Raw genomic sequence first — 16,940 nt, forward strand, 5'->3', positions numbered from 1 at the left:
CGCATGACTCACCGGATCGGCTACCTCATCGGGAGCCTCGCCCATGACTCGATCAACCGCGTCGTCGCGACCGCCCTCGTGAAGCTGGCACCTCCCAGCCTCGAGATGGTCGAGATCCCGATCCGCGATCTGCCGCTGTACAACCGCGACGACGAGCTCGATCCGGTCGCCGCCGTGACCACGTTCAAGCGGGCGGTGGAACACGCGGAGGGACTGCTGATCGTCTCGCCCGAGTACAACCGTTCGATACCGGGTGCGTTGAAGAACGCGATCGACTGGGGCTCCCGCCCCTGGGGTCACAACTCGTTCGCGCGCAAGCCCACCGGCATCATCGGCGCCTCCACCGGGGCCATCGGCACCGCCGTCATGCAGTCGTCGATGCGCAGCGTGCTGAGCTTCCTCAACGCCCCACAGCTCAACGCGCCCGAGGCGTACCTGACGTATCGACCGGAGATGTTCGGCCCGGACGGCGAGGTCGAGGACGACGGCACGAAGAAGTTCCTGGAGCACTACATGGAGGAGTACGCCGCCTTCGTGGAGCGTGTGCTCTCTCTCACAGCTCCCGGCCACGTCGGCGACCAGGACTAGTCGGGCGTCGCGTCGGGGAATGCGGCGCGGCTCGCCGCCGTGATCACGGCGGACAGGCTCGCGGAGAGGACGGAGCGCCCGCGGCCTGCCGACCAGGCGACCCCTTCTTCCGTGCGGTGCTCGAGGAGGATGAGCGCCTCACCGTCGGTGCTGGATCCGACGCTGGTCTGGTGCAGGCTCACGACGTCGACACGGATTCCCCGGGTGTCGAGTGCCGCAGTGAGGGCCTCGACCGGACCACCTGCCGCATGGGTGCTCGTGTGCTCGCGCCCCTCGATGTGCAGCGTGATCCGTGTGCGGGACTCGCCGTCGGACTCGGCGGTGTCGTACGAGACGAGCGCGATATCGGTGCGGGCACCGGTGCCGAAGTACACCTCCCCGAAGACCCTCCACAGCTCCGATGCCGTGACCTCGGTGCCGATCGTGTCCGTGTGCCGCTGCACGTGTCGCGCGAAGTCGATCTGCAGGCGGCGGGGCAGTTCGATCCCGTACGCCGTTTCGAGCAGGTAGGCGATCCCGCCTTTCCCCGACTGCGAGTTCACGCGGATCACCGCGTCGTAGTCGCGGCCGATGTCGGCGGGGTCGATCGGCAGATAGGGGACCCGCCATTCGATCTCCCGTTCGTCGCGGCCCTCGGCCGCAGCCCGAGCGCGATGCTCGGAGAAGCCCTTCTTGATCGCGTCCTGGTGGGTCCCGCTGAATGCCGTGTGCACCAGGTCGCCGACATAGGGGTGGCGGGCGTGCACCTCGATCCGGTTGCAGTACTCGACCGTGCGGCGGATCTCGTCGATGTCGGAGAAGTCGATCATAGGGTCCACGCCCTGCGCGTGCAGATTCAGGGCGAGCGTCGCGATGTCGACGTTGCCCGTGCGCTCGCCGTTGCCGAAGATGCAGCCTTCGACCCGCTGCGCGCCGGCGAGCACCGCGAGCTCGGCGCAGGCGATGCCGGTCCCGCGGTCGTTGTGGGGGTGCACCGACAGGATCACGGCATCGCGACGGGCGAGGTTCTTGTGCATGTATTCGATCTGGTCGGCGTACACGTTCGGGGTGGCGACCTCGACCGTGGCCGGGAGGTTGAGGATCACCGGGCGCTCGGGGGTCGCCTGCCACAGGTCGGTCATCGCATCGCAGATATCGATCACGTAGTCGGGTTCGGTCAGATTGAACACCTCGGGAGAGAACTCGAACCGCACGTTCGGCAGGTCTCCGGCGAACTCCCACACGTCACGGCCGCCGGAGAGGATGAGCTGCGTCAGCGCTTCGCGTTCGTGCCCGAGCACCAGGCTGCGCCAGGTCGGGGCGGTCGCGGTGTACATGTGGATCACGACCGGATTGGCGATGCCCCGGATGGAGGCGACCGTGCGTTCGATGAGGTCGCGACGCGCGGGCGTGAACACCACGATCGTCACGTCATCCGGGGCGATGTCGCTCTCGGCGATGAGCCGCACGAAGTCGTAGTCGGTCTGCGACGCCGACGGGTATCCGACCTCGATCTCCTTGTAGCCCATCCTCACCATCAGCTCGAAGAAGCGGCGCTTGCGCGCGGGGTCCATCGGCTCGGCGAGCGCCTGGTTGCCGTCCCGCAGATCGACGGGCACCCAGAGCGGGGCCGCGGTGAGACGCCGTGTCGGCCAGTCCCGCTCGGTGAGGGGCACGTCGACGCGGGAGTAGACGTCGCGGTAGCGGTGCGACGGCATCGGGGAACGTCGCTGCCTGTTCCAGGTCGGCGTCCGGTCGGAGCCGGTGTCGGTATCGAGGTCGGCGGCCGGGGAGGGGTGGGGGAACGATGTCGTGGTCATGGCGGGTGCGGTGTCCTTCTTCGAGGGTCTGCGACCGGCACACGTTCGACTCCACGACGGGGAGCCGGTCCGGCTACGTCCCGCCGTGGCGGCGAAGAAGAAGGTGCTCTGACGAGAACATGGCTAGACTGTAACACAACTCCTCAGACAAGTAGACGAGAGGCTGGCATTGCGCATGGCACAGGTGAGGCGAGAACCCTTGGCGGATCAGGCTGCGGCACTCCTGCTGGAACGGATCCGCGCCGGAGAATGGGCACTGGGGGAGAAGCTCCCCGGGGAGACGACGCTCGCGCCGCAGCTCGGAGTGGGCCGCTCCACCGTGCGCGAGGCGATCCGCCAGCTCGCCGGGCGCGGGGTGCTGGCCTCACGACAGGGCGCCGGCGTCTTCGTCATCGCGCTCGATGCGCCCGAGGACTGGGACGCGGTGCTGCGAAAGGCTGGCATCGTCGCGGTGATCGAAGCGCGCATCGCGATCGAGACCGAAGCCGCCGCGCTCGCCGCCGCGCGACGCACGCCCTCCGACCTGCGCAGCATCCGCCGCGCCCTGGCCGATCGCGACGCGCATCGCTCCGACATCGACAGTCACGTCGATGCCGACACCGCGTTCCACCGTGCGGTCGTCGCCGCGTCGCATAACGCCGTCCTCCTCGACCTGTTCGACAGCTTCACCCCCCGGCTGCGCGCGGCCATGATCGAGATGCTCCGCATCCGACGGGAATTCGGCGATGATGCCGACCACGACGCCCACGCCGCCCAGGTCGACGCGATCGTCGACCGCGACGAGGGCGCTGCCGCCGCGAGGAGCCGTGCACACCTCCTCACACTGCGGGACGCGCTGGCATGACCGAGGAGAAGCCTCGTGAGAACCGCCCGTCCGACGTGCTGGTGCTGAGGGGCGTCGACGTCGTCCGCGGCTCGCGCCAGATCCTGACCGGCGTCGACCTCACCGTCCGTGCAGGGGAGCACTGGGCCCTCATCGGACCCAACGGCGCGGGCAAGAGCACGATCCTGAGCATGTGCGGCGCGGAGGCGCACCCGACCCGAGGGTCCGTGCATGTGCTCGGTCAGCAGCTCGGGCGGGTCGAGATCCGCTTGCTGCGCGAATCGATCGGACATGTGAACCCTCGTCATCCGCTGCGCTCGCCGCTGACGGTGCGGCAGGTCGTCCTGACCGGTGCGACGGGGACGACGGAGATGATGAACCGCTGGGAGCCGTCGCCGTCGCTCATCGCGAGGGCGGACCACCTCATCGGGATGCTGGGCCTCGGCGGGCGGCAGGACGCCACCTGGCCGACCATGTCGCAGGGGGAGCGCGGCCGGGCACTGATCGCGCGAGCCCTTCTGCCCGACCCCGCGTTGCTGCTGCTCGACGAGCCCTCCACCGGTCTCGATGTCGCCGCCAGGGAGCAGTTCCTCGAGACCCTCGACCTGCTGCACGACGCGCAACCCGATCTCGCGACGGTGCTCGTGACGCACCACCTCGAGGAGCTGCCGGGGTCGACCACTCACGCAGCCCTGGTCTCGAAGGGGGAGGTCGTGTCGCAGGGGGCGGCGAGCGATGTTCTCACGACCGCCCTCGTGACCGCGGCGTTCGAGTACCCCATCCGGATCGAGCATCGCGATGAGCGATGGCAGGCCCGTGCCGGCCGGGCGCTCGTGGGCTGAACACACGAGGCCCGGGCTTCCTCACCGGAGGACCACCAGCTCCCGTGTCGACCGGGTCATCGCCACGTACCGGTCCACGGCGCCGGTGACATCGTCACCGAACTGCTCCGGGCGCACGAGGACGACCAGATCGAACTCCAGGCCCTTCGCCCCCTCGGGAGTCAGCGATCGCACGCGCGCTGTCGGGGCGAGGTCCGGGGCGCCGATGACGCACGCGATCCCGTCCGGGTGCTCATCGAGCCAGGCATCCAGCAGGCGGGGGAGCGAGGCGACGACGTCGTATCGCACGGGCGTTCCGCTCTCGCGCACCGACGTCGGCACATTGGCGTCCGGGATCGCCGCGAGGATCGCCGGTCCCGCCGCCGCCATCACCTCGGCCGGAGTCCGGTAGTTCACGCCCAGGTGGGCGATCCGGACATCACGGAGGCCGATGCGGGTGAGCCGCGCTTCCCAGCTCTCGGTGAAGCCGTGCCGCGCCTGTGCGCGGTCTCCGACGATCGTGAAGCTGCGTGAGGGGCAGCGGGCGAGGAGCATCCGCCATTCCGCATCGCTGAGCTCCTGCGCTTCATCGACGACGATGTGCCCGAACGGCCCCGCCAGCTCGTCCGGCGGGAGCGCGGGCGGGGCGTCGACGCCGAGCAGCACGTTCCTCGCATCCTGTCCGCGAAGGATGGACATCACTTTCATCTCGCTGTCATCGTCTTCGATCAGGTGGTCGACGACGTGGGAGATCTGCTCCTGCGCCGAGGCGACGACGGCTTGGCGGCGGTGCTCGTCGCGGACGGCGTCGGGATCGCCGATCCGCCGGCGCGCGGCGTCCAGGAACGGGAGATCGGCGACGGTCCACTTCTCGGGGTCCTCGCGCTGCAGAGCCGCGACCTCTCCGGGCGAGAGGCTCGCAGCGCAGCGCTGCAGGAAGTCGGGGGAGCTCCACAGCCGAGCGACCATCGAGGCCGGCGACAGCATCGGCCAGGCGCGCACGAACGTCCCGGTGAGCTCCTCGTCCTGTCGCAGCCACCGTCGCACGATGTGGGGAGGCACGTCATCGTCGTGCACCTGGTCTGTCAACAACTCGAGGATCTCCTCCCACACCTCGTCACGCGCCACGTTGTGCGAGACCGCCGGGTCGGCGCCGGAGAACAGTGCCGTCCATTCCTCGCGGCTGATCCAGAGGTCGGCCCACGGCGACTCGATGCGCATCGCGTGCGAGGGAGGGCGCTCGAACCACATCGCCGCCGCATCGAGTATCGCGACGGGATCGAGGGCTGCCTTGAGCAGCGCCACCCGCGCATCCTGCTCGTCCACGGCCGCTGCTCCTTCCGGGACCAGATCGCGCAGGGTCGAGAGCCGGACGGAGTCCTCGCCGAGGCTGGGCAGAACATCTTCGACGTACGCGAGATAGTGCGGGTGAGGCCCCACGAGCAACATGCCGCCCGCGCTCTGCGTGAGTCGCGGCTCGGCGTACAGCAGGTGCGCGGCGCGGTGCAGCGCCACGACGGTCTTTCCCGTGCCGGGTCCACCGTCGACGACCAGTGCGCCGGGCGAGGACGCGCGGATGATCGCGTCCTGGTCGGCTTGGATCGTCGCCAGCACGTCCCGCATGCGCGACGTGCGTTGGGCGCCCAGGCCGGCGATGAAGGCGGATTGGTCGTCGAGCGAGGCCGAACCGTCGAATGCGGTGTCGGTCAATGCCTCATCCCAGTAGTCGCTGATCCGTCCGTCGACCCACCGGTATCGACGTCGGGACAGGAGCCCGCGCGGATCCTCCATGGTCGCCGCGAAGTACGGTTCTGCCGCGGGGGTCCGCCAATCGATCAGCAGTCGGGTGCCGTCGGCGGCGGCCAGGCCCGTGCGGCCGATGTACACGGGGTCGCCGTGTTCCGGGGTCATCCGACCGAGGCAGATGTCGATGCCGTAGCGCTCGAGCACGCGCAGCCGTCCGCTCAGGCGACGTATCTCGAGGTCGCGTTCCACGGCCGTGTCTCCGAACCGGGCGGAACGCTGACGCATCTCGGCCAGACGCGAGGTCACGGCGGCACGGTGCGCCTCGAGGGCGTCGTCGATCCTGCGGAGGTGATCGCGGTCGGCGTCGATGAGCTCTGCCGTCGACTTCGCGCGCAGATCGTCGGGGAGATGGAAGGGGTCGAAAGGCATGGATCTCCTTCAGGCCCGCGCGCAGTTCGCACGAGCGAGGGTCGATTCTGCCCCACGGTGGGGGCCTTGCGGCAAGCCCCCACCTCGGCGATATCCTGGAAATGCAGACGGAGAGCTACACCTCGTGCACCGTGCGGCCGGCGATCACGGTCCGCACCACACGGGTCGTCAGCAGGGCAGCAGGATCCCCCTCGAACGGGTCGACATCGAGAACGACGAAGTCGGCCGCATATCCGACAGCGATACGTCCGCGCCAGTCCCCGTCGCCGATCGAGGCCGCGGCATCCCGAGTGGCATGCGCGATCGCACGCTCCAGGGGGAGCGCCTGCTCGGGATGGATCGCCGGCACGCCCGGAGCCAGAGCTGAAGCACGGGTGGCCGCGACGTACATGTTCGCCATGGCCTCATGCGGCGCCGTCGGAGCATCGGTGGAGAAGGCGAGGAGCGCGCCCGCCTCGTCGTACTCCGACCAGGCGAACGCGCGGTCGGCCCGTTCGTCTCCGACCTGTGCCGCCCAGTTGGAGAAGATCGCGGGATCAGCGTGCACGGGCTGCATGGACGCCGTCACTCCGAGCCGCGCCATCCGCTCCGCGGTTCCCGGCGCCGCGTACTCGAGGTGCTCGATGCGGTGCCGTCGTTGGCGGTCGCCGTTCACCGCGACGGCATGCTCGATCGCATCGAGGGCGAGGGTGCTCGCCGCATCGCCGATCGCGTGCATCGCGATCTGCAGTCCCGCGGCATCCGCCGCGGCGACGACCGGCAGCAGGCGTTCGGCGGGCCAGATCGGCGCGGCGTTCGTCCCGTCGGCGTAGGGTGCCCGCATGGCGGCCGTGCACGCGTCGATCGTCCCGTCGAGCACGAGCTTGATCCCGAGCACCCGCACCCCCGCCGTCGTCGAGGACGCATGGGCGGCGGCCTGCGCGACCTGTGCGAGGTTCGCGGCATCGTCGCCGGTATTGACGATGAACCAGTGCGCGGCGATGCGCAGTGGCAGGCTGTCGTGAGCGGCCGCACGACCGAGGGCGGCGAGCCCGAGCTCGTCGAAAGCCATGTCGACGGCTCCGGTCACGCCGGCGGCGAGGTACGCGGAGACGACCCGCTCGACCGCCGCATCGCGCTGCGCATCGGTGGTCGTGGCGTCGCGATGAGCCCAGGCGTGCAGCTGCGCGGCGGTCTCGTAGAGCATCCCGGTCGCATCGCCCGCCGCATCGCGGGCGATGCGGCCGCCGATGGGGTCGGGGGTGTCGCGGGTGATCCCGAGCTCGGCGAGCGCGGCCGTGTTCACCCAGCACGAGTGATAGTCGTTCGCGTCGAGGTAGACCGGAACGTCGGAGACGACCGCATCGATCATGGCCGCTGTCGGTTCACCGCCGGGGATCGCATCGAACAGCCATCCGCGTCCGCGGAGCACACCGGGCGCGGCCTCGCGCGCGGTGCGGAGCCGGCGCTGGATCTCCTCGAGAGAGGAGGCGTCCGTGAGTCCTACCTGTCCGAGCGCTTCGCCCATCATGAGCAGGTGGGTGTGCGCGTCGGTGAATCCGGGGAGCACGACGCGGCCGTGGAGATCGACGACCGTGTCCGCGTGCGGTGCCGACTCCTCGGTGCCGACATGCGCGAACGCGTCGTCGTCGACCACGAGCGCTGAGCTCCACCGGGATTCGTCCCCGGTGAAGATGCGGCCGTTGCGGTAGAGGGTGCGGGTCATGCGTCGATCTCCTGTGCGGTCATGCGTTCCAGACGGGTCGAGATGAGGGCGATCGCCCCGGTGGGGACGGCCAGGATGAAGCTCGCGATGCCGAGCGCCACCGCGAATCCCTGATATCCCAGGGCGCCGACGAGGGCCGCGCCGATGACCGGGGTGAGCGCCGACCCGACCAGGTAGACGGCGAGCAGCGGCCCCGACCAGCGCCCGTCGGCATCCAGTGCCGCGGACGTCGACACGAAGTACATGAACGCGATGGCGTAGATCGAGTTCCAGGCGATGAACACCACGATGAAGGCGGTGGGATCGGTGACGAACCCCTCCACGATCTTGAGTGCGCCCCCGGCGACCAGCAGGACGACCAGGGGAACCGCGCGCCCGAATCGGGCTCCGACGATCATGAGCAGCAGCGAGCCGAGGAGTCCGCCGGCTGTTGCGCCACTGAGGGCGACGCCGAGCCCTTCGGGAGTCAGGCCGGCCTGTTCCGCGCCCATGATGCCCGCCATCGCCCAGAGGGAGTCTTCGCTCGCCGCCCACAGGGCGAACACGATGAGGAGTCCGAGACCGGCGATCGTCACGGTCCGCGAGCGGGCGGGGGAGGTGCGCACGGTGCCCGTCGGAGGGATCTCGATCGGCATCGCCTCGGCGACGGCCGCCCCCGCCTGCGGGGCGAGGACCGGAGCGGCGGGAAGCCATGCCGAGGCGATCAGCCCGATCAGGCTGAACAGCGCCAGCGCACCGAAGACGTCGAGAGGGGCGAGGCCGATCAGCGGGATCACGGCGAGGACCACCGTGATGACTCCGCGGTTCGCGAGCCCGTTGAAGCCGGCGACCCTGTCGGGGTTGCGGAAAGCGGCGAGCGCCGCGCCCGATGCGGCGACCGCGCCACCTGCTCCGGCGCCGCCGAGGAGCAGCCCGGGAAGCATGGCCGCCGGCGCGAGGGCCGCGGTCGCGAAGCCCACGACGGCGAGGCCGAGCCCGGCGCGCGCGACAGTGCGGCGATGCACCCCGGCGCACAGCGGGGCGATGGCCAAGCCGGTCACCGCGGTGAGCAGGAGGGTCGCGGTGACGAGCCAGCTGGCGGTGAGGACGTCGAGGCCGAGGCCTGTCTGCGCGGCGGTGATCATGTAGGGCGACAGATTGACGCCCAGGTACCCCGCGATCCCGATGGCGAACGTCGCCGTCGCCGTCGGGAAGCGGAGGGGGATTCGGGTGCGGAGATCGAGAGTGGTCATGGGGCTCCAGGGAGTCGGCACGGCATTGTGCGGAGAGAGGGAAGACAGCGGACGTGCGTCGGGTGGGGCACGAGGCGTAAACGAATGGTGTTCGTAAACGAATGGTGTTCATTATTATGCACAGATGAGGGTTCTCGCGGAACCCCCAGATCTCATACCCGGTCCGCCGGAGAAAGCGAGTCCCCGATGCCGAGGCCTTCCTCCCCGCTCCTGTCCCCGGAGATCATCGGCTCGGCGGGTCTCGCGCTCGCGAGAGCCGGCGAACCGTTCGGAGTGAACGCCATCGCCCGCGAGCTCGGCGTGCGCCCGTCATCGCTCTACAACCACGTCGACGGCATGGACGGCATCCTCGAGCTCATGCGCGGAGAACTCGTGGAGGGATACCGCGTCGAGTGGCACGGCGAGCCCTGGGACGAGTTCGTGCTCGCGGTGCTGCGCACGCAACGCCGGATGTACGCAGACCACCCGCAGCTCGTTCCGCTGCTCGTGGGGAAGACGATCACGCACCCGGCGGTGATCGCCGCATACGACGATCTCGCATCCGTGCTCGTCGACGGAGGCTTCCCCGACGATGAGGTGCTCTCGGTGATCGCCGTCATCGACGCCTTCGCGATCGGCTTCGGTCTCGATCTCGCCTCTCCCGACGAGGTCTGGCAGCCCGAAGGCGGCACGCGCACTCTGGGGCGTCTCATCGACGGTGCGGAGCGCGGGAGTGCGCGGTCGGATCGTACATTCGAGCTCGGGGTCGGCCTGCTCCTCGACTCGCTGCGCGCGCGCCTCGTCGGCACTCCGCCCGTGACCGGTCAGGCGTCTTCCCGGTTCTGACGTAGCATGCACTCTGCCGCATCCGTCGATACCGAGGAGGACCCATGACGACCTGGAACCCTGACGAGCTCAGCCGCATCGCCGAGCCGGAGATGTTCGATCTCTCCGCGCAGCTCGAGGACGGCACCATGCCGAAGACCGTGGGGATCTGGGCGGTCGCGGTCGACGGTCGTCTGTTCGTCCGCTCCTACACGGGACTTGCGGGCAAGTGGTACGCCCCGGCCCTGGCCAGCCTGCGCGGACGTGTCTCCGCGGGTGGCGTCACGAAGGATGTCCGCTTCGAGAGGGTCGGCGATGAGGCGATCAACGCCGCGATCGATGCCGAGTACCTCCGCAAGTACACGCCGAGCCCATACGCTCCCGAGATGGGTCAGGAGCCGGTGCGTTCGAACACGCTCGAGGTCATCCCGCTCGACTGACCGTGTCGCGATGCGTCGCGTCGACCGGGGAGATTGGCCCTCTCGATGACCCGCCCCAGACGGTGTCGTCGAGAGGGCTCACCGCCCTTCCCGGACGGTAGGGGAGGCGGCGAAGATATCGCTGCGCTCACGGCTGATTCCCCAGTCCTCAGCCTCGTAGCCCCCGCTACGAAGAGCAGAATATCGCTTAATCCGCTTGTCCGCCATTTGGGGGACAAAGAAATTTACGAATGTTGCTCGTGAGGGACTCCCTGTTGTCTTCCTGACGGCCTTCTCTAGGGTGGACTCATGGACAGACTGCTCGTGCTCACCGCTCAGGTCGCCATCGCCCACGGCCATCGCATCGAGGTGACGGAGCAGACCGATCCGCTCACCGACGAACCGGTCATCCTCGCCATCGTCGACCTCGACACGGGCATCCGCTATCGACGCGCAGAAGACCCGAGTGGCGACTTCTCCCGCTGGATCGGGCGCGTCCTGCGCTGCACGGTGACGATGGGTGGCGCCGGCGCGCACACCTCGCTGCTCGTCGACCCCATCGGGCCCGGTCCGACCGGCGCCAAGGTCGCTCTCCGTGAAGCCGACGCAGCCGCCGACGCCGCGAAGGCCGAGGCGGACCGCTGGGGTGGAGCCGACCGTCCTCCCGTGGAGGAGCCCGAGCGATTCTGGTGAGTCGGGGCGGCCGTCCTCAGCGGAAGTCCCTGGACCGATGCGTGAGACCGGTGCGAAGATCCTCGAACCCATCGGCGAGCACGTTGACCACGCCCTCCGCAGATCGCTCCAGGATGCCGCGGATGATGAGTGCCGGTGAATCGCGGGCGACCCGGCGGTAGCGGTTCCAGACCCCGGCTGAGCAGACCACGTTCACCAGACCGCTTTCGTCCTCGAGATTCACGAAGGTGATCCCGGCGGCCGTCGCGGGTCGCTGACGGTGGGTGACCAGACCGGCGACCTCGATGCGTCGACCGACCTCGTGTCCCTGCAGGTCGATCGCCGTCAGAACCCCGCGCGCGCGCAACTCGTCGCGGAAGTGCGCCATCGGATGATCGTCGGTCGACACGCCGGTCGCCCACAGGTCGGCGGAGAGACGCTCGTAGCTGGTCTGATCGGCGAACAGGGGCGGTTGCACCGCGACCGTCGTCCCCGGGAGGAACCGGGAACGGTCGTCCGCCGCGGCGCCGGCCATCCAGATGGCCTCTCGACGCTCCAGGCCCAGACAGTCGAAGGCGCCGGCGGTGGCGAGGGCCTCCAGCTGCGCGGCGGTGGCATCCGTTCGTCGCACCAGGTCGTTCAAGTCACGGTACCGGCCGTTCGCGTCGCGTTCGGCGACGATCCTCTCCGCCATCGGCACACCGATCCCACGGATGCCGCCGAGCCCCAGTCGCACCGCGAACTCCCCGTCCCTGCGGTGCGCGGCCGACTCATCCGGTGCCGCACGGTCGAAGCGGAGGACAGGTGGTTGAGGGTCGGTGAGGCACTCGTCCCGGCCGGTGGGCCCGTTCCCCGAGGCGCCGGCGAGTGGTTCCAGGGTCTCTGTCGCACCGGAGACATGCAGATCGGGGCGGTGGACCTCGACCCCGTGCCGTCGCGCATCGGCAGTGAGGGTCGCTGCGGAGTAGAAGCCCATGGGCTGCGAGCGCAGGAGGCCGGCGAGGAACGCGGCGGGGTAGTGCAGCTTCAGCCAGGAGCTGGCGTAGACGAGAAGGGCGAATGACAGGGAGTGCGACTCGGCGAAGCCGAAGTTGGAGAACGCCTGGATCTGCGCGTAGATGCGATCGGCCGCCTCATCGACGAGTCCGCGCCGCGCCATCCCCGCGTACAGCTTGTCCCTGACCTTCTCGATCTTCTCCAGGCCGCGCTTGGAGCCCATGGCCCGGCGCAGCAGGTCCGCCTCATCGGCCGTGCAGTCGCCGATCGCCGTCGCCATCTGGATGAGCTGTTCCTGGAAGATCGGGATGCCCAGCGTGCGTTTCAGGATGTCCTCCAGATCGCTGTGCGGATACGGGATCACGAACTCCACCGGCTCTTCGCCGCGCAGGGCGCGCTCCCGGTTCTCCTCATCGATGCGGTCCTTCGCCATCTTGCGCCGCACGAAAGGATGCACAGCGCCTCCCTGGATGGGTCCGGGGCGGATGAGCGCGATCTGGATGGCGAGATCGTAGAAGCTCCGCGGCTGCAGACGGGGGAGCAGCCCGATCTGCGCGCGGGATTCCACCTGGAAGACTCCGATCGAATCCGCACGGCAGAGCATGTCGTAGACCCCCGCCTCCTCCTTGGGGATGCTCTCGAGCGTCCACTCTTCGCCTGTGGTCTCCCGGATCAGGTCGAAGCAGTGCTGGAGGGCGGCGAGCATCCCGAGACCCAGCAGATCGAACTTCACCAGTCCCATGAAGGCGGAGTCGTCCTTGTCCCACTGGATGACCGTGCGGTTCTCCATGCGGGCGTGCTCCACGGGAACGACCTCGCCGACCGGGCGTGCAGTGAGCACCATGCCACCGGAATGGATGCCGAGATGCCGAGGAGCCTTCAGCAGCTCTCCCGCGTAGGCGAGCACGTTCTCGGGGATGTCGTGTCCTTCGACGGGCTCCAGACCCACGCCCCAGCCGTCGACCTGGCGGGACCATGCGTCCTGTTGGCCGGGGGAATGGCCGAGTGCTCTGGCCATATCCCGCACCGCGTTCTTCGGGCGGTATTGGATGACGTTCGCCACCTGGGCCGCCCGCTCCCTGCCGTACTCCCGATACACCCACTGGATGATCTCCTCGCGGCGGTCGGAGTCGAAGTCCACATCGATGTCGGGCTCTTCCGTGCGGGTCGTCGCGAGGAACCTCTCGAAGGGGAGACGGTAGAGGATCGGATCGACGGCGGTGATCCCCAGCAGGTAGCAGACCGCGCTCGCCGCGGCCGACCCCCGACCCTGGCAGAGGATGCCGAGCCGTCGTGCCTCCGTGACGATCCCATGCACGATCAGGAAGTACCCGGGGAAGTCCTTCTCCTCGATCACGTCGAGCTCGCGCGCGATCCGGTGCCGGCCGTCGTCGTCTAGTCGCGGGTACTTCGTAGGCACCGCCTCCCAGACCAGATGACGCAGCCAGCTCATGGGCGTGTGCCCCTCCGGCACCTTCTGCTGCGGCAGCGCCGGTCGTGCGAGGCGCAGGGGGAAGGCGGATGCCGCGGCCAGCTCGAGCCCGTACGAGATCGCTCCGGGGTGGCGCCGGAAGCGCGCCGACATCTCGGCCCCGCTGCGCAGGTGTGCACCGTCGTGAGAGGGCAGCCACCCGTCGAGCTCGTCCATGCTGCGCACCGCGCGCACCGCGGCCACGGCCTCGGCGAGGGGCGCCTGCGCCGGCGTGGCGTAGTGCACGTTGTTGGTCGCGACCACCGGCAGCCGCATCCGACGGGCCAGTTCGGCGAGGGTGTCGTTGCGACGGGTGTCGAGGGGGTCTCCGTGGTCGAAGAGCTCGACGGCGACGTGCTCGCTCCCGAACAGGTCGACGAGCGACCGCAGCGGATGGGCGGCGTCTCCGGCCTCGAGACCGCGGCGCACGGCGCCTTTGCGGCATCCGGTCAAGATCGTCCAGTGCCCGCCCGCACGTGCGGCGAGATCGTCGAGGTCGTAGACCGGGCGCCCCTTCTCACCGCCGCGCAGCTGCGCCGCGGTGATCGCCCCCGAGAGCCGGTGATAGCCCTCCGTGCCCCGGGCGAGGACCAGCAGATGCTCGCCGGCGGGATCGGCGTGACCCCGTTGTGGTGCGGGCAGGTCCAAGGAGAGCTCCGCTCCGAACACCGTCTGCAGCGGGCTCTCCATGAGGCCGGCCACCTCGGCGAAGCGCGCGGCGCCGTAGAAGCCGTCGTGGTCGGTGAGGGCCAGAGCGGTCAGCCCGAGGCGGTCGGCCTCGGCGAGGAGTTCTTCCGGGGAGGAGGCGCCGTCGAGGAACGAGTACGACGAATGGGCGTGCAGCTCGGCATAGGGGATCGGGTCTTCGGGTCGGGGCGCGGCGACGGGGGGCGTGCGCGTGCGGCGACGGCTCACCGGTCCGGGGTCCGTCCGCTGCCCTCGAGGCTCGGAGCCGGGAGGAGGCGAGGGTGACTCCTCGCCGCTGAGGGTGCGCTCCAGCTCGTTCCAGGACAAGGGGGGATTGTGCCACCCCATCAGCGATACCTCCCCTCGGCCCACCAGCGCTCGCCGGCGTGGAAGACCAGCCACGCGCGGTCGTGGTCGTCGACGATCTGGAGCCGGTGCCCTCGCTTCCCTCCGCCCGAGGTCCATCGTCGTTCGTGCACCGGCCAGGGGCCGGCCCATGCCTGCACAGCCGCTCCCTCGATGCGGGCGGGGTCGTTCGAGAGCGCCCCGCGTTCGTCGACGCCGATGGTGCTCTCATCTGCGGCGAGCACCGCGATGGGGCGCGGGGGGAGGAAGACCTCGGCGGGCAGCGGATCGGGAAGGCTTCCCGGCCAGGGGGAGCCGGGGTCGCGCGGAGGGACCGTGCGCTCTCCCCAGGGTGTGAGCACCTGCCGGTCGGCGAGCCAGCGCCCACCCGCGACGGCGGCGGTGACCACGCCCTGATGGCCCAGCATGGTCTGCACGCGCGAGACCGCGTGGTGCAGGCGCTCATCGGTGCCGGAGCCGAAGAGACCGGGCTGGTGATGCGCGGCGTCATCGACGGCGGCGGGGATGATGCGCACCGCCATGATGCCGCCGAAAGCCCGCGCCTCGTCGACCGGTTCCTTGGCGGACTGCGCGGCCAGAGCCTCCAGCTGCCACCGCACCCGGTCGACCAGGTCGGAGGCGTCGAAGCAGGTCGGATGCAGCCAGGAGCGGGAGTAGACGGCCCCGTTGTCGTCGGTCAGCTCGATTCGCACCTCGGTGCAGACGAGTGAGACGTCGCCGAGAGCGAGCATCACCGCATCAGCCGTCTGGCGCACCGCGAAGGCCACCTGATCCGTTCCGCCCAGCGGGGAGTCGAACTCGATCCGCCGCGCCAGCTCCGGATCGGGTGGGCGCGGTGTCAGCGGCCGGGAGTCGGCACCGGCCGCGAGCGCGTGCAGGCGCGCGCCGTGCTCGCCGAAGCGATCGCGCACGTCGAGAGGGGCGAGGGCGGTGAACTCGCCGAGGGTGCGCACTCCGAGGCGGACGAGCAGACCGGTGATCTGTTCGTCGCGCAGCACCTGCACGGGGTAGGGCGCCAAGAACTCCCGGGAGCCCCCCGGTGGCACCACCGTGCACGCGGCGGAACCGCGCGCGGCGATCTCCGCCGTGAAGGGACCATCGGCGACCCCCGCACGTACCTCGGGGAAACCGGCCTCCGTCAGGACGGCGGTGAGTGCCTCTGCGGCCTCCGCCTCTCCTCCGTGGTAACGGGAGATGCCCCGGGCGCGGAGGATCGCGAGCCCCGGTCGCAGCAGCGTGACCCCAGGGGCGTGTCTCTCGATCAGATGCAGCACAGGCAGGAAGGCGCGCTCGTCCCTCTCGGGGTCATGGGGGAGCACCCGCAGTGACGAGAGATGCCCCTGCGCGACCCGGCGACGCTGGCCGGTGCGCACGCCGTGTTCCCGGGCGGAGGCGGTGCACGCGACGATCGTGTTCGCCTGCACCAGGGCTGCGGGCGGATGCGGGGGCGCGCTGCTGAGGACGGCACGCATCGGCCAATCGGGGAACCACAGCACGAGGACGCGAAGCGGGCTGTTCATCCGGCCTCCGCCCAGTGCAGGAGCTCCAGCGATACGGGCTCGACGGGCACGGGAGACTCGTGGGAAGGGGCGGACAGCGCGGTGAGGTCGACGGCAGCGGGCGCGATGGCGATGGGCTCGACGGCGGTGGGCTCGACGGCGCCGTGTCCGCCCGGCAGCTGCACGCGCACGCTCGACGGGCGAGGGCTGTGCCGTGTCCGAGCCGTCACCGTGACCGTGCAGTCGGAGAGCAGTCCCCAGCCGGCACCGAGGCCGTGCCAGTGCGGGTCGTGCAGGCGAATCGTCCCCTCGGTCTGCGGCCAGCGTTCGACGCCGGGAGATTCGGTGACCAGGAGTGTGCATCCGCGATCGCGCAGGCGCGCGCTCAGCCGGGAGACGTCGGCGTCTCGAGCCCGTGAGCCGGGAGTCACGACGATCAGGGGAACGACTTCGGCCAGGGCGGAGGTCGCCGCCAGCCAACGATCGCCGGGTGCGGGCACCAGGATCAGCCGGGTGAGGTCGATGCCGAATGCGGCGGCCGCTTCGACGCCGAGGGTCGGCATGCCGACAACGGCGCACCAGAGTCCCTTCTGCGACGCCGCGCTGAGGAGCGCGAGCACGAGGCTCGGCGACGGGGAGACGGTGTAGGAGGTGCCGGTCTGCAACCCTTCCTCCGGAAGGAGGGCGGCGAGGGCGGGGTCGAGGGGGAGCAGCGCGTGCTCGCTGCGTCGCCGCTGCATCCGGCTGATCTCGCGGCGCAGTCGCAGCACTTCTCCCGCGCGGGAATCGCCCGCCGGGGAGAGCGGGGCGATGGCATCGAGCCCGATCACCTGCATCCTTTCTCGAAGATATATTCTAATATACCAAGGGGTCCGACTGACAA

The 16,940-nt window shown here is 69.8% G+C and carries 13 protein-coding genes; 6 read left to right on the top strand and 7 right to left on the bottom strand.

From position 1 onward, the window contains the following. The first annotated feature begins 3 nt into the window (after positions 1 to 3). Positions 4 to 588 carry an NADPH-dependent FMN reductase gene (locus L687_RS28935; RefSeq protein WP_031207067.1) on the top strand — a complete coding sequence of 195 codons (585 nt, stop codon included), beginning with the start codon at positions 4 to 6 and terminating at the stop codon, positions 586 to 588. On the opposite strand, the gene L687_RS28940 is transcribed toward L687_RS28935, so the two are convergent. Then, positions 585 to 2,387 (bottom strand): 2-isopropylmalate synthase, encoded by a 1,803-nt coding sequence (locus L687_RS28940; protein ID WP_021199295.1) that lies wholly within the window; start codon positions 2,385 to 2,387, stop codon positions 585 to 587. The genes L687_RS28935 and L687_RS28940 overlap by 4 nt on opposite strands. Before the next feature lie 175 nt (positions 2,388 to 2,562). Between L687_RS28940 and L687_RS28945 the strand changes: the two genes are divergently transcribed. Both L687_RS28945 and L687_RS28950 read left to right on the top strand, forming a co-directional pair. Further along, a complete protein-coding gene (locus L687_RS28945; protein WP_021199297.1) occupies positions 2,563 to 3,231 on the top strand; it encodes a FadR/GntR family transcriptional regulator in 669 nt (222 codons plus the stop codon). Beyond that, entirely contained in the window at positions 3,228 to 4,052 is an 825-nt protein-coding gene (locus L687_RS28950) for an ABC transporter ATP-binding protein (protein WP_021199298.1), read from the top strand. The genes L687_RS28945 and L687_RS28950 overlap by 4 nt, the downstream gene beginning before the upstream one ends. A gap of 21 nt (positions 4,053 to 4,073) precedes the next feature. Here the strand turns inward: L687_RS28950 and helR are convergent, their stop codons facing one another. From helR to L687_RS28965, 3 genes are all read right to left on the bottom strand, one after another. After that, positions 4,074 to 6,206: an RNA polymerase recycling motor ATPase HelR gene (helR, locus tag L687_RS28955; RefSeq protein ID WP_021199299.1), complete on the bottom strand. Its 2,133-nt coding sequence runs from the start codon at positions 6,204 to 6,206 to the stop codon at positions 4,074 to 4,076. 115 nt (positions 6,207 to 6,321) lie between these two features. Next, entirely contained in the window at positions 6,322 to 7,911 is a 1,590-nt protein-coding gene (locus L687_RS28960; protein WP_021199300.1) for an amidohydrolase, read from the bottom strand. Beyond that, positions 7,908 to 9,143, bottom strand: coding sequence for a hypothetical protein (locus L687_RS28965; protein WP_021199301.1), 1,236 nt, complete (start codon positions 9,141 to 9,143; stop codon positions 7,908 to 7,910). The genes L687_RS28960 and L687_RS28965 overlap by 4 nt, the downstream gene beginning before the upstream one ends. Positions 9,144 to 9,329: 186 nt before the next feature. Between L687_RS28965 and L687_RS42760 the strand changes: the two genes are divergently transcribed. From L687_RS42760 to L687_RS28980, 3 genes are all read left to right on the top strand, one after another. Beyond that, positions 9,330 to 9,968 carry a TetR/AcrR family transcriptional regulator C-terminal domain-containing protein gene (locus L687_RS42760; protein ID WP_021199302.1) on the top strand — a complete coding sequence of 213 codons (639 nt, stop codon included), beginning with the start codon at positions 9,330 to 9,332 and terminating at the stop codon, positions 9,966 to 9,968. Between the two features lie 44 nt (positions 9,969 to 10,012). Then, on the top strand, positions 10,013 to 10,387 hold the full coding sequence (locus L687_RS28975) for a DUF2255 family protein (protein WP_021199303.1): 375 nt from the start codon (positions 10,013 to 10,015) through the stop codon (positions 10,385 to 10,387). Positions 10,388 to 10,675: 288 nt separating this feature from the next. After that, positions 10,676 to 11,059 (top strand): hypothetical protein, encoded by a 384-nt coding sequence (locus tag L687_RS28980; RefSeq protein WP_021199304.1) that lies wholly within the window; start codon positions 10,676 to 10,678, stop codon positions 11,057 to 11,059. A gap of 16 nt (positions 11,060 to 11,075) precedes the next feature. Here L687_RS28980 and L687_RS28985 read toward each other — a convergent pair whose 3' ends face one another. The 3 genes from L687_RS28985 to L687_RS28995 are packed head-to-tail and all read right to left on the bottom strand — an operon-like array spanning position 11,076 to position 16,893. After that, entirely contained in the window at positions 11,076 to 14,540 is a 3,465-nt protein-coding gene (locus L687_RS28985) for an error-prone DNA polymerase (RefSeq protein WP_021199305.1), read from the bottom strand. Next, positions 14,540 to 16,078, bottom strand: coding sequence for a DNA polymerase Y family protein (locus L687_RS28990; RefSeq protein ID WP_021199306.1), 1,539 nt, complete (start codon positions 16,076 to 16,078; stop codon positions 14,540 to 14,542). Before L687_RS28990 ends, L687_RS28985 begins: the two co-directional genes overlap by 1 nt. Next, positions 16,075 to 16,893 (bottom strand): hypothetical protein, encoded by an 819-nt coding sequence (locus L687_RS28995; RefSeq protein WP_021199307.1) that lies wholly within the window; start codon positions 16,891 to 16,893, stop codon positions 16,075 to 16,077. Before L687_RS28995 ends, L687_RS28990 begins: the two co-directional genes overlap by 4 nt. Between the last annotated feature and the right edge of the window lie 47 nt (positions 16,894 to 16,940).

The sequence above is a fragment of the Microbacterium maritypicum MF109 genome (assembly GCF_000455825.1).
In the GTDB taxonomy this organism is placed as follows: domain Bacteria; phylum Actinomycetota; class Actinomycetes; order Actinomycetales; family Microbacteriaceae; genus Microbacterium; species Microbacterium maritypicum_A.